General features: G+C 29.8%; 38 protein-coding genes and 1 pseudogene. 20 read left to right on the forward strand and 19 right to left on the reverse strand.

Features of this window, described 5'->3' with window-relative positions:
• Positions 1 to 518 precede the first annotated feature (518 nt).
• Positions 519 to 1,235 (forward strand): hypothetical protein, encoded by a 717-nt coding sequence (locus HA140_RS06275; protein ID WP_209040288.1) that lies wholly within the window; start codon positions 519 to 521, stop codon positions 1,233 to 1,235.
• A 607-nt stretch (positions 1,236 to 1,842) separates the two neighbouring features.
• Here the strand turns inward: HA140_RS06275 and HA140_RS06280 are convergent.
• Both HA140_RS06280 and HA140_RS06285 read right to left on the reverse strand, forming a co-directional pair.
• Complete coding sequence (locus HA140_RS06280) at positions 1,843 to 2,538, reverse strand: hypothetical protein (RefSeq protein ID WP_209040289.1); 696 nt, start codon at positions 2,536 to 2,538, stop codon at positions 1,843 to 1,845.
• Positions 2,539 to 2,883: 345 nt separating this feature from the next.
• A complete protein-coding gene (locus tag HA140_RS06285; protein WP_209040290.1) occupies positions 2,884 to 3,054 on the reverse strand; it encodes a hypothetical protein in 171 nt (56 codons plus the stop codon).
• A gap of 299 nt (positions 3,055 to 3,353) precedes the next feature.
• Between HA140_RS06285 and HA140_RS06290 the strand changes: the two genes are divergently transcribed.
• Complete coding sequence (locus tag HA140_RS06290) at positions 3,354 to 3,524, forward strand: hypothetical protein (protein WP_209040291.1); 171 nt, start codon at positions 3,354 to 3,356, stop codon at positions 3,522 to 3,524.
• Between the two features lie 32 nt (positions 3,525 to 3,556).
• Here the strand turns inward: HA140_RS06290 and HA140_RS06295 are convergent, their stop codons facing one another.
• The 3 genes from HA140_RS06295 to HA140_RS06305 all read right to left on the reverse strand — a co-directional run bounded on the left by HA140_RS06295 (position 3,557) and on the right by HA140_RS06305 (position 5,251).
• Positions 3,557 to 3,865 (reverse strand): hypothetical protein, encoded by a 309-nt coding sequence (locus HA140_RS06295; RefSeq protein ID WP_209040292.1) that lies wholly within the window; start codon positions 3,863 to 3,865, stop codon positions 3,557 to 3,559.
• An 85-nt stretch (positions 3,866 to 3,950) separates the two neighbouring features.
• The gene (locus tag HA140_RS06300) at positions 3,951 to 4,256 is read right to left on the reverse strand and encodes a DUF3764 family protein (protein WP_209040293.1); all 306 of its coding nucleotides are present in this window, start codon (positions 4,254 to 4,256) and stop codon (positions 3,951 to 3,953) included.
• A 323-nt stretch (positions 4,257 to 4,579) separates the two neighbouring features.
• Positions 4,580 to 5,251: a hypothetical protein gene (locus HA140_RS06305; RefSeq protein WP_209040294.1), complete on the reverse strand. Its 672-nt coding sequence runs from the start codon at positions 5,249 to 5,251 to the stop codon at positions 4,580 to 4,582.
• A gap of 461 nt (positions 5,252 to 5,712) precedes the next feature.
• On the opposite strand from HA140_RS06305, the gene HA140_RS06310 reads away from it, so the two are divergent.
• Both HA140_RS06310 and HA140_RS06315 read left to right on the forward strand, forming a co-directional pair.
• Positions 5,713 to 5,898 (forward strand): hypothetical protein, encoded by a 186-nt coding sequence (locus HA140_RS06310; protein WP_209040295.1) that lies wholly within the window; start codon positions 5,713 to 5,715, stop codon positions 5,896 to 5,898.
• Positions 5,899 to 5,908: 10 nt separating this feature from the next.
• A complete protein-coding gene (locus tag HA140_RS06315; RefSeq protein ID WP_209040296.1) occupies positions 5,909 to 6,073 on the forward strand; it encodes a hypothetical protein in 165 nt (54 codons plus the stop codon).
• A 291-nt stretch (positions 6,074 to 6,364) separates the two neighbouring features.
• On the opposite strand, the gene HA140_RS06320 is transcribed toward HA140_RS06315, so the two are convergent.
• Entirely contained in the window at positions 6,365 to 6,676 is a 312-nt protein-coding gene (locus HA140_RS06320; RefSeq protein ID WP_209040297.1) for a DUF3303 domain-containing protein, read from the reverse strand.
• A 742-nt stretch (positions 6,677 to 7,418) separates the two neighbouring features.
• Between HA140_RS06320 and HA140_RS06325 the strand changes: the two genes are divergently transcribed.
• The 6 genes from HA140_RS06325 to HA140_RS06350 all read left to right on the forward strand — a co-directional run bounded on the left by HA140_RS06325 (position 7,419) and on the right by HA140_RS06350 (position 9,445).
• Positions 7,419 to 7,562, forward strand: a complete 144-nt coding sequence (locus tag HA140_RS06325; RefSeq protein ID WP_209040298.1) for a hypothetical protein — start codon at positions 7,419 to 7,421, stop codon at positions 7,560 to 7,562.
• Between the two features lie 112 nt (positions 7,563 to 7,674).
• Entirely contained in the window at positions 7,675 to 7,905 is a 231-nt protein-coding gene (locus tag HA140_RS06330; RefSeq protein WP_209040299.1) for a hypothetical protein, read from the forward strand.
• A 2-nt stretch (positions 7,906 to 7,907) separates the two neighbouring features.
• Complete coding sequence (locus tag HA140_RS06335) at positions 7,908 to 8,360, forward strand: MauE/DoxX family redox-associated membrane protein (protein ID WP_209040300.1); 453 nt, start codon at positions 7,908 to 7,910, stop codon at positions 8,358 to 8,360.
• A 61-nt stretch (positions 8,361 to 8,421) separates the two neighbouring features.
• The gene (locus tag HA140_RS06340; protein WP_209040301.1) at positions 8,422 to 8,940 is read left to right on the forward strand and encodes a DUF411 domain-containing protein; all 519 of its coding nucleotides are present in this window, start codon (positions 8,422 to 8,424) and stop codon (positions 8,938 to 8,940) included.
• 106 nt (positions 8,941 to 9,046) lie between these two features.
• Positions 9,047 to 9,184: a DUF3721 domain-containing protein gene (locus HA140_RS06345; RefSeq protein ID WP_025893438.1), complete on the forward strand. Its 138-nt coding sequence runs from the start codon at positions 9,047 to 9,049 to the stop codon at positions 9,182 to 9,184.
• Positions 9,185 to 9,445, forward strand: a complete 261-nt coding sequence (locus tag HA140_RS06350) for a hypothetical protein (RefSeq protein WP_209040302.1) — start codon at positions 9,185 to 9,187, stop codon at positions 9,443 to 9,445. It abuts the gene before it with no gap.
• Between the two features lie 23 nt (positions 9,446 to 9,468).
• Here HA140_RS06350 and HA140_RS06355 read toward each other — a convergent pair whose 3' ends face one another.
• From HA140_RS06355 to HA140_RS06385, 8 genes are all read right to left on the reverse strand, one after another.
• Complete coding sequence (locus HA140_RS06355; RefSeq protein ID WP_209040303.1) at positions 9,469 to 9,669, reverse strand: DUF2839 family protein; 201 nt, start codon at positions 9,667 to 9,669, stop codon at positions 9,469 to 9,471.
• Between the two features lie 103 nt (positions 9,670 to 9,772).
• Entirely contained in the window at positions 9,773 to 9,919 is a 147-nt protein-coding gene (locus HA140_RS06360; protein ID WP_209040304.1) for a hypothetical protein, read from the reverse strand.
• A 154-nt stretch (positions 9,920 to 10,073) separates the two neighbouring features.
• Positions 10,074 to 10,364, reverse strand: a complete 291-nt coding sequence (locus HA140_RS06365) for a hypothetical protein (protein ID WP_209040305.1) — start codon at positions 10,362 to 10,364, stop codon at positions 10,074 to 10,076.
• A gap of 197 nt (positions 10,365 to 10,561) precedes the next feature.
• Positions 10,562 to 10,732 carry a hypothetical protein gene (locus HA140_RS06370; protein WP_209040306.1) on the reverse strand — a complete coding sequence of 57 codons (171 nt, stop codon included), beginning with the start codon at positions 10,730 to 10,732 and terminating at the stop codon, positions 10,562 to 10,564.
• Positions 10,733 to 10,921: 189 nt separating this feature from the next.
• Complete coding sequence (locus tag HA140_RS06375; RefSeq protein ID WP_209040307.1) at positions 10,922 to 11,197, reverse strand: hypothetical protein; 276 nt, start codon at positions 11,195 to 11,197, stop codon at positions 10,922 to 10,924.
• 328 nt (positions 11,198 to 11,525) lie between these two features.
• A complete protein-coding gene (locus HA140_RS09450) occupies positions 11,526 to 11,660 on the reverse strand; it encodes a hypothetical protein (RefSeq protein ID WP_257469733.1) in 135 nt (44 codons plus the stop codon).
• Between the two features lie 202 nt (positions 11,661 to 11,862).
• Entirely contained in the window at positions 11,863 to 12,078 is a 216-nt protein-coding gene (locus tag HA140_RS06380) for a DUF2839 family protein (protein ID WP_209040308.1), read from the reverse strand.
• A gap of 2 nt (positions 12,079 to 12,080) precedes the next feature.
• Positions 12,081 to 12,311, reverse strand: coding sequence for a hypothetical protein (locus HA140_RS06385; RefSeq protein ID WP_209040309.1), 231 nt, complete (start codon positions 12,309 to 12,311; stop codon positions 12,081 to 12,083).
• Positions 12,312 to 12,393: 82 nt separating this feature from the next.
• Between HA140_RS06385 and HA140_RS06390 the strand changes: the two genes are divergently transcribed.
• The gene (locus tag HA140_RS06390) at positions 12,394 to 12,591 is read left to right on the forward strand and encodes a hypothetical protein (protein ID WP_209040310.1); all 198 of its coding nucleotides are present in this window, start codon (positions 12,394 to 12,396) and stop codon (positions 12,589 to 12,591) included.
• Between the two features lie 286 nt (positions 12,592 to 12,877).
• On the opposite strand, the gene HA140_RS06395 is transcribed toward HA140_RS06390, so the two are convergent.
• Positions 12,878 to 13,177 carry a hypothetical protein gene (locus tag HA140_RS06395; protein ID WP_209040311.1) on the reverse strand — a complete coding sequence of 100 codons (300 nt, stop codon included), beginning with the start codon at positions 13,175 to 13,177 and terminating at the stop codon, positions 12,878 to 12,880.
• A 152-nt stretch (positions 13,178 to 13,329) separates the two neighbouring features.
• Between HA140_RS06395 and HA140_RS06400 the strand changes: the two genes are divergently transcribed.
• On the forward strand, positions 13,330 to 15,033 hold the full coding sequence (locus HA140_RS06400) for a protein adenylyltransferase SelO family protein (protein ID WP_209040312.1): 1,704 nt from the start codon (positions 13,330 to 13,332) through the stop codon (positions 15,031 to 15,033).
• A 395-nt stretch (positions 15,034 to 15,428) separates the two neighbouring features.
• Here the strand turns inward: HA140_RS06400 and HA140_RS06405 are convergent, their stop codons facing one another.
• Together HA140_RS06405 and HA140_RS06410 are read right to left on the reverse strand one after the other, a co-directional pair.
• Entirely contained in the window at positions 15,429 to 15,590 is a 162-nt protein-coding gene (locus HA140_RS06405) for a hypothetical protein (protein ID WP_209040313.1), read from the reverse strand.
• Positions 15,591 to 15,663: 73 nt separating this feature from the next.
• Positions 15,664 to 15,846 carry a hypothetical protein gene (locus tag HA140_RS06410; protein WP_209040314.1) on the reverse strand — a complete coding sequence of 61 codons (183 nt, stop codon included), beginning with the start codon at positions 15,844 to 15,846 and terminating at the stop codon, positions 15,664 to 15,666.
• A 149-nt stretch (positions 15,847 to 15,995) separates the two neighbouring features.
• Between HA140_RS06410 and HA140_RS06415 the strand changes: the two genes are divergently transcribed.
• The 5 genes and pseudogenes from HA140_RS06415 (at position 15,996) to HA140_RS06435 (ending at position 17,239) form a co-directional block, all read left to right on the forward strand.
• Complete coding sequence (locus HA140_RS06415; protein ID WP_209040315.1) at positions 15,996 to 16,265, forward strand: DUF1651 domain-containing protein; 270 nt, start codon at positions 15,996 to 15,998, stop codon at positions 16,263 to 16,265.
• Positions 16,266 to 16,427: 162 nt separating this feature from the next.
• Entirely contained in the window at positions 16,428 to 16,634 is a 207-nt protein-coding gene (locus HA140_RS06420) for a high light inducible protein (protein WP_025894747.1), read from the forward strand.
• Positions 16,634 to 16,894: a chlorophyll a/b-binding protein gene (locus HA140_RS06425; RefSeq protein ID WP_209040316.1), complete on the forward strand. Its 261-nt coding sequence runs from the start codon at positions 16,634 to 16,636 to the stop codon at positions 16,892 to 16,894. Before HA140_RS06420 ends, HA140_RS06425 begins: the two co-directional genes overlap by 1 nt.
• Positions 16,895 to 16,947: 53 nt before the next feature.
• Positions 16,948 to 17,058, forward strand: a pseudogene (locus HA140_RS06430) (chlorophyll a/b-binding protein); the annotation flags it as partial.
• Between the two features lies 1 nt (position 17,059).
• Positions 17,060 to 17,239 (forward strand): hypothetical protein, encoded by a 180-nt coding sequence (locus HA140_RS06435; protein ID WP_011818732.1) that lies wholly within the window; start codon positions 17,060 to 17,062, stop codon positions 17,237 to 17,239.
• 788 nt (positions 17,240 to 18,027) lie between these two features.
• On the opposite strand, the gene HA140_RS06440 is transcribed toward HA140_RS06435, so the two are convergent.
• On the reverse strand, positions 18,028 to 18,312 hold the full coding sequence (locus HA140_RS06440; protein ID WP_209040317.1) for a cytochrome B: 285 nt from the start codon (positions 18,310 to 18,312) through the stop codon (positions 18,028 to 18,030).
• 141 nt (positions 18,313 to 18,453) lie between these two features.
• On the opposite strand from HA140_RS06440, the gene HA140_RS06445 reads away from it, so the two are divergent.
• Positions 18,454 to 18,615 carry a hypothetical protein gene (locus HA140_RS06445; RefSeq protein WP_011818736.1) on the forward strand — a complete coding sequence of 54 codons (162 nt, stop codon included), beginning with the start codon at positions 18,454 to 18,456 and terminating at the stop codon, positions 18,613 to 18,615.
• 163 nt (positions 18,616 to 18,778) lie between these two features.
• On the opposite strand, the gene ychF is transcribed toward HA140_RS06445, so the two are convergent.
• Entirely contained in the window at positions 18,779 to 19,870 is a 1,092-nt protein-coding gene (gene ychF / locus HA140_RS06450) for a redox-regulated ATPase YchF (protein WP_209040318.1), read from the reverse strand.
• A 144-nt stretch (positions 19,871 to 20,014) separates the two neighbouring features.
• Here ychF and HA140_RS06455 point away from each other — a divergent pair, with 144 nt between their 5' ends.
• Together HA140_RS06455 and polA are read left to right on the forward strand one after the other, a co-directional pair.
• Entirely contained in the window at positions 20,015 to 21,076 is a 1,062-nt protein-coding gene (locus tag HA140_RS06455) for an efflux RND transporter periplasmic adaptor subunit (RefSeq protein ID WP_209040319.1), read from the forward strand.
• Positions 21,073 to 24,003 carry a DNA polymerase I gene (polA, locus tag HA140_RS06460; protein ID WP_209040320.1) on the forward strand — a complete coding sequence of 977 codons (2,931 nt, stop codon included), beginning with the start codon at positions 21,073 to 21,075 and terminating at the stop codon, positions 24,001 to 24,003. The genes HA140_RS06455 and polA overlap by 4 nt, the downstream gene beginning before the upstream one ends.
• Positions 24,004 to 24,025: the final 22 nt, after the last annotated feature.

A 24,025-nucleotide genomic window follows, 5' to 3' on the forward strand; every position in this document is an offset into this window, starting at 1 on the left:
TCTTATTCTGATAACTTCAAATAGAAGTTATTTTTTTATTTAATCTAGGTTTTTAATTAGAAGGCCGGTTCTTTGGAAGCACTAGGTCGCAGGTTCGAATCCTGGCGCCTCGAATCTAATAATTCATTACATAGGAAGGTTTCCTAACATATCTTTTTTATTGGGTAGAAAATGAAATCAAACCTTTGATATCATTTTGATGTCAAATTGACCTATTAAGGAAGTTGCGTTACCTATAGCATCTTTCAGAAACTCACTAAATAAATCATTAGAAGTTTAATTCAATTAATTATTATAAAATTTGTTTTTTCTAATATTAATAGAGCAAGTTTTTTCCTAAATTAATTTAATTCACAGTAGATCTTGTATTAAATTTTCTCTAATTCATCCTTATTAATCTATAAGTATCAAAAAATTCATAATAATAAAATTTTATACAAACATAAATTTTATTAGAATCACCTAATTTTTTTAAGGACACTTAGAATTATCTATTAACTTATTTGCAAAATCTTCAAATGATAAATAAATCCTATAAATTATTTACCTTACTTATTTTAAGTACGATTATCGTACACATCTCAGCATGGGTATTAAATTATAAATTAGGTTCATTTCTAGATATTTCACCAGATATAGATAAATTTTATAACATGCTATATCCAGCTAAAGATGGAGGATATTTTGAACATTTTCAGTACATATTGTTACTGTGGTGTTCATTATTATCTTTCATTTGGATCTTTACAAGAAAAAAGATTGAAGCATTATCAATTCCATTAGTTTACTTATATTTATTTTTTGATGATTCCCTCCGATTGCATGATCAATTAACTGGAAACTTCTTAGTAAAGTTTATAGTGGAGCATCAATTTTTCGAACAAGATATTGTTAGGAATAAAGATATTTCAGAATGGTTGTACTGGTTATTTATTTTAATAGTCTCATTAATAATTTCTATTCCTGGTTTTAAAAGCTCTTCATTTGAAGTAAGACAATTCTTGAAGCATAATTATATTTTATTTTTAGTTTTGTCATTCTTCGGTGCATTTATTGATTTATTGAATGCAAACCTAAATACATTGTTGCCACCCTTTTCGCAAAGTCCGATATTAATCGAGATTTTAATATTTATTGAGGAATTAGGAGAAATATTAACCATTGCCTTTATGTGCATTTGGTTATTCAAAATTGTTATGGATAATAAACCAAGTAAAAAGAAATTACTCTTCTAATACTCATAATTAAATTAATTTCTAGTAGTCTTATGAACAAATAATCTAAGAAAAAGGCTTCTTACGCAGTTCTGAGTATTTTGAAGTGAACCCAGGTGCAAACTCAAATTGGTTTACAAAATTTTCCAATTATGTATTTCTACATTTCATTAGGTAACCTCAGAATAATAAGGTATTTTTTTCTCAGGGAAAGTTTCTAATATTATTGTTCAGAGCGACTTAATAAAAAAAAAGGTTTATATAAGAACGATTCTTGCAGTTTAGAAGTAAATAAAAAAATTCTCTAGAGGATTTATTTCAAAATCAAGTTTTTTTCATTTACGTTGTATTAAATATAAGCCAATAAAATAAACAACAAATACTAATAAGTTCGTCATGCCAAACCCTACGATACCCCGCAACTATTTAGTCTGGATTGTAGTCATGTTGCTCTGCCAGACTAGTAAAGTGCTTCGTAAGCAATGATCCAAGTTTCAAATCCTCTCGCCCCGATTCAGTTATGGGAGGAAGTCTTAGTCAATAATAATTGGCCCTTATAAAACTTTCCCTAATATTTCCCCAAATATAAAGAATAAATATTTGAGATTTTGACCATACACCTTCAAATCTACTTATATTCAAATAAAAGCTCTCTATTAATGGAATCTTTTGTTTTATCCCAATTTTTATAAACAGTTTTCCATGCTTTCACTGTTTCTTTACCAATCTCATTAATTCTTAGACCTGTGGAACCATAACTAGAAATCATAATAAATGCCTTCCCATTTATAATTGGATAGTCTGCTAAAGAATTAGCCACAATTTTATTAACATCAAAAACACCATCACATCCATTTACAACAATATAGCTTCCATCATTTGTTAATAAACCTAAGGAGGTGACATCATTTGAGCCTGTTGTTGATCTTCCTCCTAATCTTCCCTGGAAAATAGATTGTTCAGAGATTCTTATTTCGCTACGCCCGAAAAAAGATGCGACTCTAAAAGTTTTATTATAGTTTCTATCAAATACTGCTAATGTCTCTCCTTTAATTGGATTTTCAATTATTAAAGGTTCTGACAATGGGAATTCATCACTATCTAGTCCTTGTGTTCTCCAGTCTTCATCAATAATAAATCTTTGTATATTTGGGAATTTTCCATCTAGTTTTGTCTTTTTTATTTTTATGTATTCTTCTCTTCTTGTAGGACTACATAAACCCATATCGTTTTCCTTCCCAAATATTTCCGGACCAGTTTCATAAGCAAACGATAAAGGAATTATTGATTGCAAAGCAATTAAAGCTAATAATTTAATTTTCATTGAGCAAAAATATTTAGAAAAATTATAAATAAACTACTGTGGTTAATTTTGTATAAATTAATATGATTCAATTATTGAAATTTAATTTTTCAAAATTTTAAATTCTGAGTTAAGAAAAATAATACCCTGATATTCCTCTCAAATTTCTAATATTTAATTCAAAATGGCGCAGATTAAATACCTTACATTACCTAATGAAACAGTAGGTCTTAATTATAGCTTCGTTTTAGCGAGTTATATAGACTCTCTTTTTTTATTACCAACTATAAGAAAGTTAAGGTTTAGCGATTATTTACCATTCCTTGCATAAAACCTCACTCCCACAATAGCTTTAATAAATACAATTTAGTAATGATAAAAAGGCACTTCCTCAACTTGTTTTAGAGAATAGTCACATATACCGAACTGCATACATTCCATTTGGGAGTCACTTAATTTCCTTTCAAATGAAATCGCATCAAAAAAATAATTAAAAGCATTTTGGAACTTATGTTTAATAGGATTTCCGCAAGTCATAATTAACCTCCTTCGATATGGAAGTTTTTAGTATCACTTATTCTTAAAATCAAGAGTTAAAATACCTAAAGTAAAATTATCAATTTAATCAGTTTTTAATATTTCACTATCTTTATAAAGAGTATTTTTGCTCTAGGAAATTTTAATCATTACATCTAACTTAGTTCTACTGATTGAGGTTTTACTTCATGAGCACTTACAAAACGAAATACTTCAAAAATACAAAAAATCTCGACAACACACTTTGGTTAGACAAATTAATTAATCAACTCGAGAAAAAAGCCAAAGGGGGTTAATTTATGAATACGTTCAGGAACAAACAATTCAAAAACGAATTAGATCCAAAGTATGCGTTTTATGATTGTCTCCGAAGTTGCGAACTTAAAAGTTCTTCTGAAAAAACTTTAGAAGAAGGCAAGGACAGTTGTGATTGGGAACCCTCGTCAGATGATATAGATTTCTGGAATTAAATAATGTTAATTCCTCTTTTTTAGATCAACTGTCAATCATGATAACCCACTTTAGAAACAATACTACCTGAAACAGGATCAGTTACTCCAAGTTCGGGAGACAACTCTTCCATAAATCCTCTAACCTCATTAAGATGAGCAATCATAGCTGGTCTTTGAGCTGCAATAGCTTCTTCACTTTTCCAGATACCAACAAAACAGTAATCATAATTACCAGTTTTAGCGATATATCTTTGAGTCATCCCCTCAAAACTTGTTTTATCTATTATTTCAAAATACTTATTTACACAATCTGACTTTAATTTAAATCGAACAACATTCATAAAATTTCGAGAAGTCATAAAATAAGAGGGATTTACTCCCTCTAATATAGATTGACTTTCAATAACTAACTTTTAGAGATGCGAATAGTTTGAGTTTTAGTTGTTAATCACAACAACTTTCTTTTGTTAATGAAGCAGTCCAAGAGGATTCTTCCATTGTTAACAAGTCAACTCTATGAGTTGCCATCCAGTCACCATTTGCCTCCACAAACTTTTGAACATTACCTTCTGGCGCTTGATGAATAACAATAATTTTTTGAGGATCTTTTTTGCTTACTCCTCTGAAAATAGGCTTAATATCAAATTCAGAATGCCTTTTATTAGCTTCTGCACTATCAAATATTGCAGCCCATTCATCGAAAGTGCTTTCAATTTTAAAAGTAAACACGGAGGTAACTAAGCAAGACATAAGAAAAGAGATAATTCACCCTTATTTTAGAAAGAAAATCTTTATGAACCACCTTAAATTAATATGACGTAGTGCTCTATATGCACTAGCACCAGGTTATGGTTTTCCGATTATTTGCATACATATGCAATGCATTGCTGCATGTTGGAGCAATAATATTGAGACTCAATTAAATCCTAATTGTCCCAACTTATAAGCTATAAACCATCTTATTTTTGAAGAGTCTGTCGCAAATTGCGTACTTGGTGCTTTGGGAGTACAAAGTCACAGGTTCAAATCCTGACGCCCCGATTAAGCTATAGCAGTAAGTCTCAGCTAATAACTCAAAAATGCCAAACCAGAATAACTTCCAAGGTTTTAGCATCCAGATTCCCTTCTTTAGAAATCACTTTTCCTATTCCAGTTTGAAGACTGAAGTCTTTATTGATATTGTATTCCAACCCGACACTTGGTTTGTACAATAAGCTATTACCGACATCAACACCTCCTCCCCCTCCGGTACCTATGAGCATTTCACTGAAGAGTTGCCAGTTCTTCCATTTTGGACCAAGAAAGCCTACACCCAAGTGCCCCTCAGAGTAGCCGCCAGCGTCCCCTCCATAAGCGATTAATCCCTGCCCTGTAAGGTACCACCAATCTCCTCTCATCCAATCAATCTTACCTCCGAAAAGTTGCATATTGCTTGAAGATCCTTCATTACGTTGCGCATCAAAATACCATTGATGAGCATTGCGAAAGCGCCAATTTAGAGGCTCAATCTTGGCTGAATTGTCCCCCACAAGTTTAAAACCTTCTTCTTTTTTATTTTTAAAAAAATTTTCTTCCCCTTTGTAAGATTTCCAAATAATCTTTTTAGGTGGTTCATCTTTATTTTTTTTAATTTTTTCCCATTTAATAGAATTAAATTCAGAAGAATCTTTTATAACTTTTTCTGCAAAAACGTTCAAAAAGTTTAAGATTTGAGCAATTATGAAAAAATAAAATGCAAACTTCATTTCATAAATCTTTTTATATTTGATTTATTATCTATCAATAATGATACTCCTATGGATAGATATCAAACAATTAATTAGAAAAGTCATTAAGTTGTGTAATTTGCCATTTAATTAGCTTTTGCTCTAAAGAAATTAAAATCATATAAATTTGCAGATCACATTCTATAAACAAATCCCGCTTTCCATTTATCATTGATAGTTTTTTTTCTATTTTATGGAATCATTAAAAAAGAAATCCAAATCATTCTCCAAATATATCTATATTTTTGTAATTAATTTTTGAGGTTGTTTTCAAAGGACTAGTTGTATTACTTTCTAGAATTTATTTATGGATTTTATCCATTAATTAATTTAATCGTTGGTCCTCTATCCGTATATTTTTGTGCCTCAAACCGAACATTTTAAAAGGTCGTTTGTTTTATAGACTGAGTTAGAACTTAGTAGTAGCAAAAATAAATTAAATGCCTTCAACACCGATCAAATCTTGTAACAAATATGTATTGAGTTACAAAGATTCTTCAAATAATACACATGAAGTCGGCTTCTATGCTCGCGATGCATACGATTGCCTAATGCTTGCGAGAGAATTCAACTCTTTCGTACATGACAATCCAGGATCTGTAATCAGAATACAACAAAAATTTTGAGAAAATTATTATGAATTTTAAAAAATCACCATTCGCAATTCAAGATAAAAATTTAAGAGATCTTGATAATGCAAAAGATTATCCAACAATTGCTGATTTAATGAGAGAACAGACAGTTCGACAAGATGACGGAAATACAGTTCACCATCGTAGAGATTTAGACTCTCTGGGTTAGTTAATGAGAATGGGTATTTACTGATTTTCAAAAATTTACTATCAAGATGAATGCGATTTTCGTTTCATTCATAAGATAATATTTTTTCTCAAGTTTTTTTAAGCTCTATAAGCGATAGGCAATACCCTTATTTATTTCGTTAATTGCATATCTATACTTTTAAGGTTCAGCCAGAAGCATTTTATTAAATTGTGTTGACTTTCAATTTCTTCAGAAGAAAATTTCCCCTTAAAAAAAGAGGTATCCTCCATTAATGAAAAATTTACCGTCAGCCACTTAAAAAATTAACTATTAATGGGAAGATGCTGCAATTTCTTTATGGACCGAGAGAAATTCTTGATCTGTTAAAACTGGAGTAACTTCAATTTCTACGCCAAAATTGTCGACCCAAATACTACTCCATTTCCAAATATTCTGATGGTTTGAAGATTCAACTATTGCCCAACCATTAGCTCCCTCAGGATTTACTACTCGATTAAGAACTTTAAACCCATCAAATTCATCACCTGCGCATCCGCCTTCCACAAAGCCCGCGAAAGCTTCTGCCCCTTGCATATGACTTTCTTGGTCTGGGAATTGCCAGTGTACGATGTAAGTTTGCATGAATAAAATTATTTTTTTAATTATTAATTATCAAATTTAAAAATTAAATAAAAAGTCTTTAAACACTAATTAAAACGAATAAACCTAAAAGGCAAAAATTACAAAAAAAAAGACTCTTACGAGCCTTGGTGATGGGGACTCCTATAATGACAAATTAAACAGAAACAAACAACCCCATCAATAGGTAATTTTTTATACTTACAAACACCATATGTAGTGCTAAAATCATAAAAAGGCTGGGTGATGGGGATTTTTCCTGGTTTTTTATTGGGGCGAAGCTAACGTCCCTTTTTTTTATAAAAAATTTACTTTAATAAATAAGTATAGATCCAGGATTAAGCATTTGAACCTTTTGAAGATAGTTCAAAGCTCTCCCTATGATGAATATTATTTTAATTGTTTTTTAATTTTTAGCTTTTATATTAGACATAAAAAACCACCAAAGGGAAATGCTGATCTAACCAAAAGTAATTAGTTTGCAATAAGAATAAATCACTTTTTCTTATTTCTCATTTGATACTGAAGAACAGCTTTTAGGTGTTTTACTTCTTTTTCTAAAGTATTAATTCTTTTTTCTAGTTCTTCATTAGTTACCATGTTTTTGGGAGATAAATACTTTAATATTTATACTATTAGAGAAATAATGTGTTATCCGTGGCAAATTACAAATAAGTATTTGAGCCTATTGATTGGCATAATTTATCTAGATAAATTATGCCAAGTATAAATTCAGGGGGAATTTATGAGTGGAGATTTTGAGACACTAGAAATCAATCAACCCAAAGTTACATATTTTAAGAAAAGATCCGAAAATAACACAGAATGGTTAGATGAATTAATCAACCAAATTGAATACATGAAAAACAATATATCCAAATCTGCTTAATGACAGAAAAAGAGTTGAAGGAATTAGAGAAATTTGCAAAAGAAAATGGATACAATGACGAGCTAAAAGATATATATATAAGAGAAGTTATTGACAGAAATAAAGAATACGAATGAGATCAAATTTTCGACCAAATATTCGACTAGCTACAAACATTCTTTTAGTTATTGGTACTTTTGCTATTGCTTTAAAGATTGCTCCAATAGCAGAGGTATATCAAGAAAAAAATTTATGTATTAAATATTTAAAACATCAAATAGATCGAGACAAACTTATCAAAAGACTAAAAATAGTTAAACAAGCAAATCCATCTAGTATTTGTGACTCTATCCTTAAAAGTTAAAAATGAAGATTAAGTCATTTACTCCCTTAATTGCAGTCTTTGGTACCTCATTTCTGATAACCATTTCATTGCTTAAAAGTTTCCAAATTTTTATGGGGATATCAATTTGTCTTTTAGCGATGCTCAAGCTTATGGATATTGAAGCTTTTGGAAAAAGTTTTGAGAAATATGATTTAATATCTTCTAAATTTGATGGCTGGATATATATTTATCCTTTTTGCGAATTATTAATTGGAGTAAGTTTTCTTAATTCTTCTCCACCCTCATTAATTATTTTTATTGCCCTAATTTTAGGAATTTCTGGAATGTTTTCAGTATTTAAAGCTGTTTATTTGGATAAATTAAAATTAAATTGTGCATGTATTGGTGGATATGCAAAAACTCCTTTGGGAATAATTAGTTTTATCGAAAATCTTTTAATGGCAATTATGAGTTTCTTAATTTTGATTAAATAGCGATTTAATAAATTTTCATTTATGGTTGATTTAGATATTAAATTTAATCGTCGTAATTAGTATGGCACTTAATAAAATATTTATCAAAAGAGGATTTTTAAATTATCTAATTTTTTCTGGAATTCTTTTTACAAATATAATCAATCCAAATAAGAGTATTGCTTTAGCTCAAGAAAATATAGATATCCCAAGAGTTGTTTCTTACAGATCAGCATCATGTGGTTGTTGCAAAAAATGGATCAATCATTTAAGAGATAATGGATTAGAAGTTGTTGATAATATAGTTGAGAATGTTTCAGTAATTAAAAACCAATATGAAATTCCCAATAATCTGAGATCATGTCACTCCGCTCAAATAGCTAACTATACGATTGAAGGACATGTCCCGATTGAATCAATCAACAAACTTTTTAGAGAAAAACCAAATGTCAATGGAATAGCCGTACGCGGCATGCCACTTGGCTCCCCAGGAATGGAAATGCATACTCACGACTCGCACTCTCATGATTATGATAACTACAAAGTAGTTTCATTTAGCGAAACTGGCAAAACAAAAATATTTGATAAAATCTCTCCTTAATACAAATACTTAATTTGAAATAATGCATTTTTTTCTTAGAAATTTTAAATTTTTTATTTTTTTATTTTCCTTATCTCTAAATTTTAATAGTTTTTCGCATGCACATATGAGGGGTACATTTCTTTCTGAAGAGGACGCCGAAAATAGATCTTTAGAACTTGGTTGCGAAGGGATACATAAGAATCAAGATAAATGGATGCCATGCAAAAACGAAAAAGAATTACATATCTATTTGAGGAAATAGATGAAAAAATTAAAACCAAATCAAAGAAAAATTCACAGAAAAATAACCGCAATTTCAGCAATCCCTTTATTAATTACTATTTTATCTGGGACTATTTATAGTATTCTTCAACCACTAGGAATAGATGCTTTTTGGTTAATAAAATGGCATACAGGTAATTTTGGCATTATTAATTTGCAACCTTTTTACTCGATATTTCTTGGTATAGCTTCAATAATATCAATAATATCTGGCGTTAAACTATTACAAAAAAAATCTTAGATATACTATAAGCCAAAATCTAACTAATTAATACTATTTGCGCCCCCACTTACTAAGAAAATTATCGCTCCTAGTGCCATTGTTGCTACACCCATATAAGGGTATTTCTTAATTCTTGATTTAGTAACTGGAAGCCATGAAAGGTATCTATCAGATTTATTTAATTCAACTTTTTTTTGTCTAGGTGGCAATCCTAATTCCTCTCTTCTTTTAGCTTCACCCATAATCTTAAATTTATTTGTATATCAATATTAAAAATTATGTTCTGCACCTGCGAGTTAATTTATTTAAAAATAGGTCTTTTAATAAGGATAAATTATTTAAAATTTATTTGGCCTTCTTTAAATATAGATTTTTTGTATTTGCCTGATCTGAAGTAAATAACAAAATTAATATAGTTCCAACTAGAAATGAAAAAATCATGGTTAAACCAATAACTTCAACCATCTGACTAGGTAGATAATTAAGAAACATAATTAATAGATCTCTTATTTTAAACTTAGCAATTGTATTTTTTATGTAAAGTAATTATTCATCCTCAAATTTCGTAAATAACTCAGTGAAACTGCATACTCTTTGACTATTTCAATTTTCAAGATAAATCTTGTCTTAGTCCATCACAATTTTCTTACTTAGCTATGCCTATTTTCTTTAGCAATTTTAGGTAAGGCAAGGCCCAATTACCAAAGGTAAAAGAGATTGTAGTATTTTTTTTAGTTGGAAATAATTTATTAGAACGAATAGAGGCTAATTTAGAGAATGTCTTAATAGTCTCTGCTTCTAAATTATCCATATACAATTTTTTCTGAACACCTCGATCTTTCTTCTGGGGCAAATAATTTTCTATAAACCATAATATTTTATCTAAACTTGATTTATTTGATGAGTTGTAAAATTGATTATATTTGTTTTTAAACATCTTTATTAATCTCTTAAAACCCTAAATTAAATTTGCCATTTATATGTTTGAACGCAAGAGTTAAGAAATTAATATTTGGTTATTTTAATAATTTAAATAAGATAAAAAATTATTAAAAATCTTTTTATTAGTATATTATTTACAAAAAAAAGAGGGTATGAAACCCTCTCTTTATGATCAGTTATAAAATTAAGAATTTAATTTTTAGATTCTTTAAGTCTCATTTCTTCTTGAGCTTGTCTCATTCTTTCTTCAAAAACTGATCTTCTATATGGAGTAACTTCTCCATTTTTAGTTGCTAAAAGTTGAGCATTATAAAGCCTATTGGCTTTTTTGATTTTTTCTCTTATTTGTAAGAGGTTATTCATAGTATTTTGCAGTTAATGAGAATCCCGTTCCCTATTCCCATGTCATGCGTCCAGAGATATAAGCTTGGATGAACGTTTTAGAATGATAACTCCTTTAAAAAAATTGCGCGAGAGTAATTCTTACTAATTTTTTTTTCAAGCAATAAATACAGAATAAATTTGAAAAAGAATAATTTAGTATTGAGAATATTAGGATAAGAAAATCGTCTGCGAAGCATCATTATTATCCTGAATCAATATTTTTTTATCTGGAAAAATATCTGATAATATTTTTTTTAAATTGGAATTATCAGGAGGGACTATATCACTCACATTATTTATATTAATTTTCCAATTTTCATCTACAAATAGTTCTTTACCCTCACTATTTTTAGTTTCAATTGAGGTCTTATTCAAAATCTTAAGTAATAATTCGGAATCATAAGCTCTAAATTCTTTAGTATTTTCTTTGAAATTTTCAGTCATTATTTAGAAATCTAATATTTCTAAATATTGCTTCAAAAATTTTAAGAAGACAAGGTATTAATTACCTAAAAATTTTTTTCTAAAAAATTTAACTTTTAAATTACCAAAGTCTTATATTTAAAAAAATCAATTAATCATTTACAACTATTATTGGCTTGTTAAGTTGCAAATAAGATATTTGAGGAAATGCCAAGAGTCATTAACAAAAAAATTAGATTTCTAAGATGGTTGAACTCAGGAATGATATTACCATTTGTTTTTATGGCTGCATCCTCAACTATTATCCTTTATGGGGTTCTATCTATTGTAATAAAATAGTTTTTCCAATTTAAGCAGCCAAGTTTTCCTCAGATTTTGACATAATCATTGAAGCTTTTTTTAATAAACTGACTACTTCTTTTCTGCCAACTGCATTATCAGCTTGGCGCATTAATTCAGCATATTTTTTATTTATTTTTTTCATAAAAAATTTTAACTTATTCCAAAATTACAACACCACAAGATAGTGTCAATCGCAAATAAGTCTCATGTATAATTTTTCATCTTTTATTGCATAATTATATTTGATAGTTTTTTATCATTAAAAAATTTTTTATGCATTATTAATAAATAACCATTTATACCAAAACCTAGAGAAATTATTATTAAATTTACAATCCTTACAATTATGCAATCTTAAAGGATTTAAAAACATAAAATATACCTCCAATTAGGATAACTATTGCAGCACCATAAAAAACAAAAGGGATAATTGGATATTTATATAATGTAGACCTAACTTTTTTTTGTATGGCTTTTTTATCCAGTTCAGGTAACTTTATATCTTCAGTTTTTTCTCTAGGAGGAATGCCTAAATTTTTTCTTCTCTTTGCTTCGCCCATATTTAAAACTGAATTATGCCAATACATTTAAAATAATTATTATCCGCAAAATCTAATAATTGCTCCAATTCTTCACGAGGTGTTTCTAAATGATTTTTGAAATCTTTTTCAAATTTGAGCAAACATCTTTTTTCTATATTTTCTGGTGAATTATAATTTCGTAAAAAAGTTAAGCTCAAATAAGATAATGATGAAAAAGCTATAATTAGCCTAGCAGCCTTAAAATAATTCATATCTAAGATAATTTTTCCTTATATACAATTATGGTTAGTTTAAGTTTTATAATTTGTTTAATCCATTATAAAGAATTATTCAATGATAAATTCTGTAAATTTTAATCATTTGCCTATTCAGGATTTAGTAGTTTCAGGTTTAATTATCTTTATCATGTCGACAATGATTGCCAACATTTATGACCCATTATTAGGTATAGTTTATGGATTAGGCAATATACTTACTCTTACCTTTTTGAGTTGGTTATACCAAGAAACTTGGAGTGATCCAAGTAAATAATATTAATTAAAAAAAAAATAAATAGAAAACAATCTACTTCTGTGTTTTAAACTTTGAAGAATATTTTATATTGACAATGTATGTTGCTACTAGAGATAGTATTAAAAAAAATAATAAGCTCTCCAAAGTAGATTGGGGCATAACCATAATTAGTACCAAAAATAATATATTCCTAGAGAAACGAATTCTGAACAAAAATCAACCCTTTAATAAATTTTTATTTTCAAATTAATAAATTTAATAAGCTTAAAAAATATCTTAGATAAAATTTTTCAATATTTAACAATTACCCAATAACAAGTCCTTTTTCAAGAAGTAAATCGAAAACTTCCACACTTTTCGTTTTCCCTGATGTAGTTGGCTTATGTGAATCTAATATTTCAGCAAGACACATAATCCAGGAAGTATTTTTTTTTAATTTAAGCCTTTCACAAATATGGGAGGGGGCTGATTTAAAACAACCAAATTCTGCTGAAATATTAATGTTCATGATTTGAGTTTCAAGTTCCAAACTTAATAGTTCAATTTCTTGCTCAGAAAGAGCTGTCCCAAATGAATATGATTCAATTAAAAGTTGATAATTCATAAAAAGTTTATTTTTAAGAAAAATTAAAGTTTTCTTCTATCTAATATCGAAAGTATTGGCAAAAAGCCATCCCTAATTAAATCTATATAAAATAGAAACGTATTTTAAATTTTAAAAAATTTCAAATTAATCAAGAATAGATAACAAAATTGATGACAAGCAAATCTGATTCATTAAAAGAGAATATTACGGAAAATTTTTCTGATTTCTCTCAACTATCCGACTATTCTTTTATGAATTCTCTTAATGCAGATCCTCTATCAACAAAAGATGGGAATGATCATAAGCCACGTTCAGTATATTCTGGCCATTACGTGCCAGTTGTTCCAACAGCGATTCCAGAACCAGAATATATTTCTCACAGTAATAAACTTTTTGAAGAACTGGGACTAAGCTCAGACCTTACAAAAGACCCAGATTTTTGCCGTTTTTTCTCAGGAGATATATCTGTAGCAGATTATCCCATGAGTTCAGTTGGTTGGGCAACAGGTTATGCATTATCAATTTACGGCACTGAATATACACAACAATGTCCCTTTGGTACTGGAAATGGTTATGGAGATGGCAGAGCAATTTCTATATTTGAGGGATTATTTAATGGCAAAAGAATGGAAATGCAACTCAAAGGAGGAGGTCCTACTCCCTACTGTCGAGGAGCAGATGGCAGAGCGGTATTACGTTCAAGTGTTAGAGAATTTCTTGCACAGGAATTTATGGATGCCTTGGGAATTCCTACCTCAAGATCTTTAACTCTTTATGTCTCTCGATCAGAAATAGTTAGGAGGCCATGGTATTCCAAAGGATCAAAGTATTTTGAACCTGACATCATGATTGATAATAAAGCCGCAATTACTACTAGAGTCGCTCCATCTTTTTTACGAGTCGGCCAGCTTGAACTTTTTTCGAGACGAGTTCGCAATAATGCTTATGATGAAGCCCTTAATGAACTAGAGATGATAGTTCAGCATCTTATAGATAGAAACTATAAAGAAGAAATTGAATATGATATTTCACTTGAAAGGAAGGCAATAAAACTGGCTTCTTTATACAGATCAAGACTCATATCACTTATAGCCAACTGGATGCGAGTTGGTTATTGCCAGGGTAACTTCAATAGTGATAATTGTGCTGCTGGAGGCTATACCTTGGATTATGGCCCCTTTGGATTCTGTGAATTGTTTGATCCAAGATTCCAACCATGGACAGGTGGAGGTAAACATTTCTCATTTTTTAATCAACCTTCTGCTGCAGAAATAAACTTTAAAACATTCTGTTCTTCTCTAAGCCCCTTACTTTCAAAAAGTAAACAAGCTCAAGAAAAGTTAGATCAAATCGAAAAGGATTTTTCAGAATTGATGAACAAAGAGTTGAAGAAAATGTGGGCGAGCAAACTTGGTTTAGAGCATTACAACGAAACTCTTATTAATGAATTCTTTAATCTTATGCTCATTTCAAAAGCAGACTACACAATTTTGTTCCGTAAACTCACTGACATACCTAAGAACTTAGATTCTTTAAAAGAGAGTTTTTATTTACCAATTAATGATGAGCTCAAGATTAGATGGGAAGTCTGGCTTGAAAACTGGCAATCAGTCTTAAAGAAAGAGGAAAATATCAAAGCAAAATCAGAATCCATGAAATCCCTCAACCCAGTCTATACATGGCGTGAATGGATGATCGTACCTGCATATGAAGAAGCTGAAAAAGGAAATTACAAAAAAATAAAAGAGTTGCAGGATGTTTTTAGAAACCCATATGTAGAACAACCCTCAGAAATAGATCAAAAATATAATCGACTAAAGCCAAGCAAGTATTTTAACTATGGAGGAGTATCTCACTACAGCTGCTCTTCATAAAAAATTCAATCCTCAAAATGCAGATTGAACAAATTACAAAAATATTATTTATTTATTGTCGTAGGCATTCCAACGACTGATAAAACACCAACTTTAAGCATAGCCATCTTCTTTCCAATACTTTTCACATATTGGGAGCCCCCATTATTACTTCACACAAATGCATCGCTTTACAGAAATTAATTTCTTACCTTTTAGCTTGCTCTAATCTCCCTTTTGTGAAATGAATCAACATTGGGTCAGGTTGCTTATGAATTAGGGTTTCTATCCCTGCTGGAAACTTTACTTTTAAAAGTCTTAATTCAGGCTTACCTTCTTGATAATTAAAGTTTTTGCCACTTAATCCTTTTGCAGTTTGAATAATAAATAGGTAGTTTGCAAAAATAAAAACTAATTTATTTTTTATATAACTTTTCTAATTGCTTAATTTCCTTTCTTAAATCATTACCTCTCTTATTTAATTTTTTATTCTTAATAACTATTGGGATAATCCACCAAGCTTGAAGACCTGAAAAGATAAATACTAGAATCAATAATTCAAAAGTTCCAGGCTGCATTTAATAAATTTACCTTCTTTGTAAATAGCAATATTCTAAAAGCTATTAAATATTCATGAGATTTGCAATATTTCTAGGCTGCTTTTAATTCAATGTTAAGTTCAATGCCCTTTAAAATGATTGCTTCTTTAAATTCAATAAGCTTGGAAATTATTCTTTGTTTCTCATGATCAGTTTTATAGATATCCTCTACAACTTCTTGCATTGCAAGTGTTATTTTTTGTAGTTTAATTTCTAAATCTTCCCTGTAATTCATGAGCTTAGAAAAATTATCTTTTCTATTAAAAAACAAAATAATTATAAGTAAATAAGTACTTAACCTTAAAAGGATTGACAGCGAAACAATAAGAATATAACCTATAGTACAAATGTATTGTTAATCAACCAGTCTTTCAAGGCAAAAGCATGGAGCCTAAGTACTCATTTGGATGTAGCACTAGCAAGCCAAACGGATGCCTACTAAATCCTGAAGGCAGCAGAATGATCTTTTTCGAAGAATGCAAAAAATCCCCTAAACCTAATCTAAAAATTCATACTCATCTTTTTTATGCAAACCACTTTGGAGAACCTGGAGGGTACAAATCCTCAGAAAAACTAAACATAGATACAGCCTGGGAAAAGTGGCAAGAACTTCAGCAAAAAGGTTGGACGGAGGTGTCTTACCATTACGGATGAAGATTCCCCGTTAAAAAATACTCAAAAATCTAGTATTTAATTATATATGCAACGATATTGCTACATTTATGTAGCATATATCTTGAAAATAACTTATTTTTGACCTATTGATTTACATTTATTAATATTAGTGTTACATTAATTAACAATTACACAACTACAATGGTTAATTCAAACGTTACTACTGAATCAGGTGGCAGACAGAATATGTTTCCAACTGAGACACGTCCTTACATAGATGAGTCTGTTTCTTACGACAGCTACCCACAAAATGCGGAAAAAGTTAATGGTCGTTGGGCAATGATTGGGCTTGTTGCGTTAGTAGGTGCTTACGTTTCAACCGGACAAATTATTCCTGGCATTTTTTAATGAGTCCACTTTCAGGTTTCTTAGCCGTAATTGTATTCTTTACAGCCATACTCGTTACTTATTTAACCAAGCAATTTCAAAACGAAAATTTAAACTATTCATCTTCTAATCAAATGAAAAACACAAACACAAAAGTCAAAACAATCGAAAAAGAAAAAGTTGTTGCTGAAACTCTTAACGGCAGATTCGCAATGCTTGGATTAATTGCTGCTGTTGGAGCATACCTAACAACAGGTCAAATAATTCCTGGTTTCGTTTAAAAACCTACTATTTAACATTTCTACAAATCTGAAAAATGGAAAATTCAAAAACAACTTATTGGCAAAACGCCGAGAGAACTAATGGAAGAATGGCAATGATGGGCTTATTTGCATTAGTTGTAAATTATGGCTTGTTCGGATGGATAATCCCAGGAATTTTTTAAAATGAATTTAGGCTTACTTTTTCTTAAAGTAAATACTTTGGGAGTTATAACTCTCTCTGAACTTGATTGGATAACTAACCATCAATCTGAATTTTCAAGGCTAGATATGGCTTTAGTTATTAAAATCGGCCGTCTTATGGATTCTGGAGTAGTGGAAATTGATAATAGATTGCCTGTTTAATTTTTAAAAAGTGATCGTTATGAGTGTTTGTCAATAGGGATACTGACAAACACTTTTTTATGAGAAAAAATATTTGTAAAAAAAAAGAGATTGTTTCTTAGCTAAAAACAATCTCTCAATTACCTAATTCTTACATGAAAATTTCAAGTAAGCTTTCAGATCTTAACTGATTTGATTTTATAGTAAATCCGTAAAAATGCTTTTGTAATTTATCTTTTTAAACCACCTCTTTTTATCCAGAGGAACCATGTCACCCAAATAGGAGGAAGGAATCTGATTAAAAAAGAAATTTTATATACATAGAATGGGGAATTTTCACTTTGAAATAAATTCATCAAAAAGGAAGATATAGTTACCCAAAGTAAAATTATTAATATATTTGCTCCCAACAAAGCGAACTTATTTTGTTTGAATATTTTTGGCATAAAATAAATTTTTTATATTCTTAATTTTAAATAATCTCGGGAAATAAATTATAGATTTTCAAAAAAACTTCAAATTTAAAATCCATATCCAAATAAAAAAAGTACTAAATTTCAATCCTTCTCCAAATAACAATCCAAAAGCGATAGGAGGAGAAAATATTAAAAAAAGGATAGAGAATAAACTAAATAACGCAAATGATCCTCTTAGAAAAAAATTCTTTCTTTTTGTTCTTCTTAGATTTTTTAAAGTATTCCACTCCCATTCGATAAACTTATAGAACTTTTCTGATAATAAAAAAAAATACTTCATTAATATTATTAATTTCTATCGGCTTTTCTTATTTATAAAATTAATTTCACCTGTTAGCAATAAACCTTATCCCCTTCTTCAGAAAGATAGTAAATTTTATTTTCTAAACTTACGAAGAAAGTTAATCCCTTATATTGTGATCTTTTAAATTTATCTAATCTAAGTTTGTGTAAATCCCAATTATCAGTACTTATGTCAGGATTAAATTCTTGTTCTTTTAAGAAAGGTACATAAGTTGGACTAATTGTTGTTTTTTGGGCTAACCCTCTATTTCGTTTTGAATAAAAAAGTAATAAAAATAAAAGTACAAAAAAAAGAATTAATAATATATTTGTCATAGTCAATTTTTCTAATTTAAAAACTTTATTTGGAGAATCAAGAACTTTTCACAATAAATTTATTAGTAAGTAAAAAATCCTATTTTTATATTCTTGTATTTTTGAATACTTATCAAGGGGTTACCTAAATCAGATCATAAAATGAGTCGCATTTTCAACATGACTCAAAATTCCATGAATACTCCTTATGCAAAAAGAGTAGCTGAAAAATTTAGAGAGGCTCAAAACTATTTAAAAACTAATGGTTTTAGTAGATCAACTAAACATTTACTGGAAGATATTGAAAATTCTGTTGAAAAATAATGCCAATACCCCCTTACTTACCACAACTACAATATGGCTAAGATAATGGCTTTACAACCATTGTTTTTGAATACATAGGAAGTTGCTTAGAATGTATCTTAATTTTATTAATTTTTTTTGAATTCAAATTCAAAAAGCAAAATAGTAAGCCTTAAGAGACTTACTAAACGTTAAATAAGAACTCCATTACATCACCTTCGTTAACAATATATTCCTTACCTTCACTTCTTAAAAGACCTTTAGTTTTTGCATTGGCAATTGAACCTGAATTAATTAAATTTTGATAAGAAATAGTCTGAGCTCTTATAAATCCTTTTTCAAAATCAGTATGAATTACTCCTGCTGCCTGTGGCGCAGTCATACCATCTTTTATTGTCCAAGCTTTTGTCTCCTTTTCTCCGGTAGTGAAATAAGTTTTTAATCCCAATAATTTATATGTTGATCTAATTAAAGAACTTAATCCCCCTTCTTCTACTCCTAATCCAATAAGGTAGTCTTTTTTATCTTCTGGTTCTAACTCTATTAATTCAGATTCGACTTGCGCTGATATTTTTATACATTCTGTATTTTCATTGCTTGCAAAACTCTGAACTGTTGATGAAAAATCATTACCTTCAGCTAAATCATTTTCATTCAAATTAGTTGCGTAAATAATTGGTTTGGCAGTAAGGAAGCCTAATTGCTTAATTATTAAATTTTCTTCTTCATTCAAAGGTATTGATCTAACTGAAAGGCCTTTCTCTAGCTCTTCTTCAATTTTTTCTAGTAAGGTATCTTCTTTAGCTGCCTCTTTACTTGTTCTAACCTGTTTTTTAATTCTTTCTCTTCTTTTTTGGAGTTGAGATAAATCAGCTAAATTCAATTCCAGATTAATTATCTCAATGTCATCCAGGGGATCTACCTTTCCAGAAACATGAATTACATCACTATCTTCAAAGCACCTTACAACATGGACTATTGCATCAACCTCCCTAATATTTGATAAAAATTTATTTCCCAAACCTTCTCCTTTACTAGCTCCTTTTACTAATCCTGCGATATCTACAAATTCAATTTTTGTTGGGATAATATTTTGGCTAGAACTTAAATTACCTAACTCTTGCAGCCTTTGATCTGGGACTGAAACTATGCCTTTATTAGGTTCTATAGTACAAAAGGGAAAATTAGCCGCTTGGGCCTTAGCATTTTCTACAAGTGCATTAAATAGAGTTGATTTTCCAACATTTGGTAATCCAATAATACCTGCTTTTAACATTTGAAAAAATTTATGGAAGAATTATCAAGAAAACATCTTCTAGTAATATAGTATTTACTTAACCAATCTTGGATAAGTTAATTATAATCGTTTTGATTATTTATTTAGTTCCTAAATATTCTCTACTTCTGCTTTTAAAAAGAAATGTTTGATTTAATAAAAAAAAATATAAATCTAAGAAGTGGAATAATATTGCTTTCTCTAACTATATTTTTCGTTTTTATAACTAATTCCTTCAAGAAAAATAAGTCAAAAGATATTTCTGATTTTGTAGTTCAAGTTGAAAAAGGAATCCTCTCAGATTCAATTAATACTAGTGGTGAAGTAAAAGCAATAAGGACAAGCAATATTGGGCCTCGCAAGCAAGGCGTAATAAAAGAAATCAAAGTAGATGAGGGCGATCTTGTAAAAAAAGATCAGGTTTTAGCTTCTCTTGATGATGAAGACTTTATCTATAAAATTGAAGAGCTTGAATTAAATGTAGAAAAACAAAAATCTGAATTTTTAAGAAGGGAATATTTATATCAAGAAGGCGTGGTAAGTAAAGAAGACTATGAAAGTTATAAAAACAACTACAACATTAGTAGCGCAAAACTTAATGATGCAAAAGCTGAAAAAAGTTTCTATCTAATTAAAGCCCCTTATGGAGGAAAGATAACTGCAAAATATGCTGAGATAGGATCTTATGTCACACCAAGTACAAACTTAAGTTCAGACACTAAAACCAAAAACTTTATTTTTGAACTATCAGAGGGCCTAGAAATTGTTGCTAAAGTTCCTGAGAGTGACATTGGCAGAATAAAAATAGGTCAAGAAGCCTCAGTAAGAATTGAGGCTTATCCCTCAAAAAAATATAGTGCCATAGTTAAAAAAATAGCTACAAGAGCTGTAAAAGATAACAATGTAACCTCATTCGAAGTAACTTTAAATTTTAAAGATATTTCTGAAGAAATTAAAATTGGAATGACTGCAGATCTTGAATTTAGAGTCGAAGGTAATGAAGAGAAAATCTTAGTGCCAACAGTTTCTATTGTCACTGAAAAAGGTGAAAAAGGAATTTTGAAAGTTGATAAAAACAATTCTCCCAAATTTGAAAAAATCGAAATTGGTATTAGTAGTGGAAATAAAACTTCAGTCATTGATGGATTAGAACCCGGAGAGCAAATCTTTATTGATATTCCACCTTGGGCTAAGAAGAGAAAATGAGTTTAAAATCTGAAAACTCTAAAAAACCAATTTTACTTTTAGTCGATGGCCACTCACTTGCTTTTAGAAGCTTCTATGCATTTAGCAAAGGGATTGATGGAGGTTTAACTACCAAAGAGGGATTTCCAACAAGTGTCACTTATGGATTCCTAAAAAGTCTTCTGGATAATTGCAAAAATATTAGTCCTGAGGGTGTTTGTATTACGTTTGATACCGAAAAACCAACTTTCAGACATGAATTAGATCCAAATTATAAGGCCAACAGAGATGTGGCACCAGATGTTTTTTTTCAGGATATTGAACAACTAGAAATTATCTTAGAAGAAAGCCTTAATTTACCAATTTTTAAATCTCCAGGATACGAAGCAGATGATCTCCTAGGCACAATTGCAAATGATGCTTCCTCTAAAGGATGGTGCGTGAATATTCTTTCTGGAGATAGGGACTTATTTCAATTAGTAGATGATCAAAAAGATATTTATGTACTTTATATGGGTGGTGGTCCATATGCGAAAAGTGGAAATCCAACTCTTATGAATGAAAATGGAGTAAAAGAAAAATTAGGTGTTGCGCCAGAAAGAGTAGTTGATCTTAAAGCCCTAACTGGTGATAGTTCTGATAATATTCCGGGTATTAAAGGGGTTGGTCCAAAAACTGCAATTAATCTACTAAAAGAGAACGACACGCTTGATGGAATCTATCAGGCTTTGGACAAGGTTCAGCAAAACAACGATAAGAAATATAAAGGATTCATCAAAGGTTCAGTTATAGAAAAGCTAAGAAACGATAAACATAATGCTTTTCTTTCTAGGGATTTAGCAAAAATAAATACTGAGGTTCCTTTAATTTTAAGTAACGGATATGAATTAAAAAATATAAATCAAGAACTACTTTCAGAGTCACTGAAAAAATTAGAACTATCAACACTACTTAGACAAATTGATATTTTCAATTCAACTTTCAGCAAAGGTGGTTTTGACAAAAATCATGTAGCTAAAGAGGAGGAGAAGGCTCCAAAAGTCGCAGCCAATAATGAATTAGAAAATAGTGAAAATAAAATCCCTAAAATCAACGTAACTGTTGTAAATGATTTCGAATTACTTGATAAATTAATTGAAAGATTAGACAAGACTAATCAAATAGTTTCTTTAGATACAGAGACCAATAGTTTGAATCCAATCGATGCGGAACTTGTTGGGATAGGGTTATGTCTTGGAGAAGAAGATGATGATTTATTTTATATACCTCTTGGTCATCAAACAAAAAAGGAGACCTCCAATCAATTATCAATAGAAGATGTTTTCTCAAAGCTTAGAAATTGGATAGAAGATCCAAAAAAAGAAAAGGCACTCCAAAATTCAAAATTTGATAGGCAAATATTTTTTAATCATGGACTTGATCTTAAAGGCGTAACCTTTGACACCTTGTTAGCAGACTACCTTCTTAATAATCAGGAGAAACATGGGTTAAGTGAAATTAGTTTTAGATTATTTGGATTTAAGCCTCCTTCATTTAAGGAGACAGTTGGAAAAAATAAAGACTTTTCATTTGTTGATATTGATGAAGCAAGTATTTACTGCGGTTATGATGTTTTTCTAACTTTTAAGATTGTCAAAATTTTTAAAGAAAGTTTTTCAAATGAAAAAGATGAATTAATCAAATTGTTCGAAGAAATCGAGCTGCCTTTAGAGCCGGTATTGTCCCAAATGGAAATGAATGGCATAACCATCGACATCCCTTATTTAGAAAAACTCTCAAAAGAATTAAAAAGTACCTTAGAAGATATTGAAAGTAAAGTTTATGAGTTAGCAGAGGAGAGTTTCAATCTATCTTCACCAAAACAACTTGGTGAGATCTTGTTTGAAAAATTAAATTTAGATAAGAAAAAATCACGTAAAACAAAAACAGGATGGAGTACAGATGCAGTAGTTTTGGAAAGATTAGTCGACGAACATGAAATAATCCAATATTTAATAAAACATAGAACCCTTAGCAAATTACTTAGCACCTATATTGATGCTCTTCCAAATCTTATAAACGAAAAAACAGGAAGGGTTCATACAAACTTTAATCAAGCTGCTACAGCGACTGGGAGACTAAGTAGTAGCAATCCTAATCTTCAAAATATCCCAGTTAGGACTGAATTTAGTAGGAGAATCAGAAAAGCATTCTTGCCTGAAAAAAATTGGAAACTTTTATCAGCTGATTATTCTCAGATCGAATTAAGAATTCTTGCTCACTTAGCGGATGAAGAAATACTAATTAATGCATTTCATAAAAGTGATGACATTCATTCTTTGACTGCAAGATTAATTTTCGAGAAAGAAGAAATTTCTTCTGATGAGAGGAGAGTTGGGAAAACAATAAATTTTGGAGTTATCTATGGTATGGGTATAAAAAAGTTTGCCCGTTCAACAGGAGTAAGTACTCCAGAGGCAAAAGAATTCCTAATAAAATACAAAGAAAGATATTCAAAAATTTTCAAATTTCTTGAATTCCAAGAAAGGCTTGCCTTATCAAAAGGTTATGTTAAAACAATTTTTGGTCGAAAAAGAGAATTTAAGTTTGATAAAAATGGACTTGGAAGATTAATAGGAAAAGATCCTTACGAAATTGATTTGCAATCTGCAAGAAGGGCTGGCATGGAAGCACAGTCATTAAGAGCCGCAGCTAATGCACCAATTCAGGGTTCAAGTGCAGACATTATAAAAATAGCAATGATTCAACTTAATAAGAAATTCAAAGAAATGAATGTTCCCGCAAAAATGCTTTTACAAGTACATGATGAATTATTATTTGAAGTTGAACCAGATTCTCTTGAAATTACTAAGAAATTAGTAAAGAAGACTATGGAAGATTGTGTAAAATTAAATGTGCCTCTTTTAGTTGATATTGGTATTGGAGACAATTGGATGGAGACAAAATAAACCTTATGAAATACTTAATTTA

The sequence above is a fragment of the Prochlorococcus marinus CUG1417 genome (assembly GCF_017695975.1).
GTDB lineage: Bacteria > Cyanobacteriota > Cyanobacteriia > PCC-6307 > Cyanobiaceae > Prochlorococcus_A > Prochlorococcus_A marinus_AG.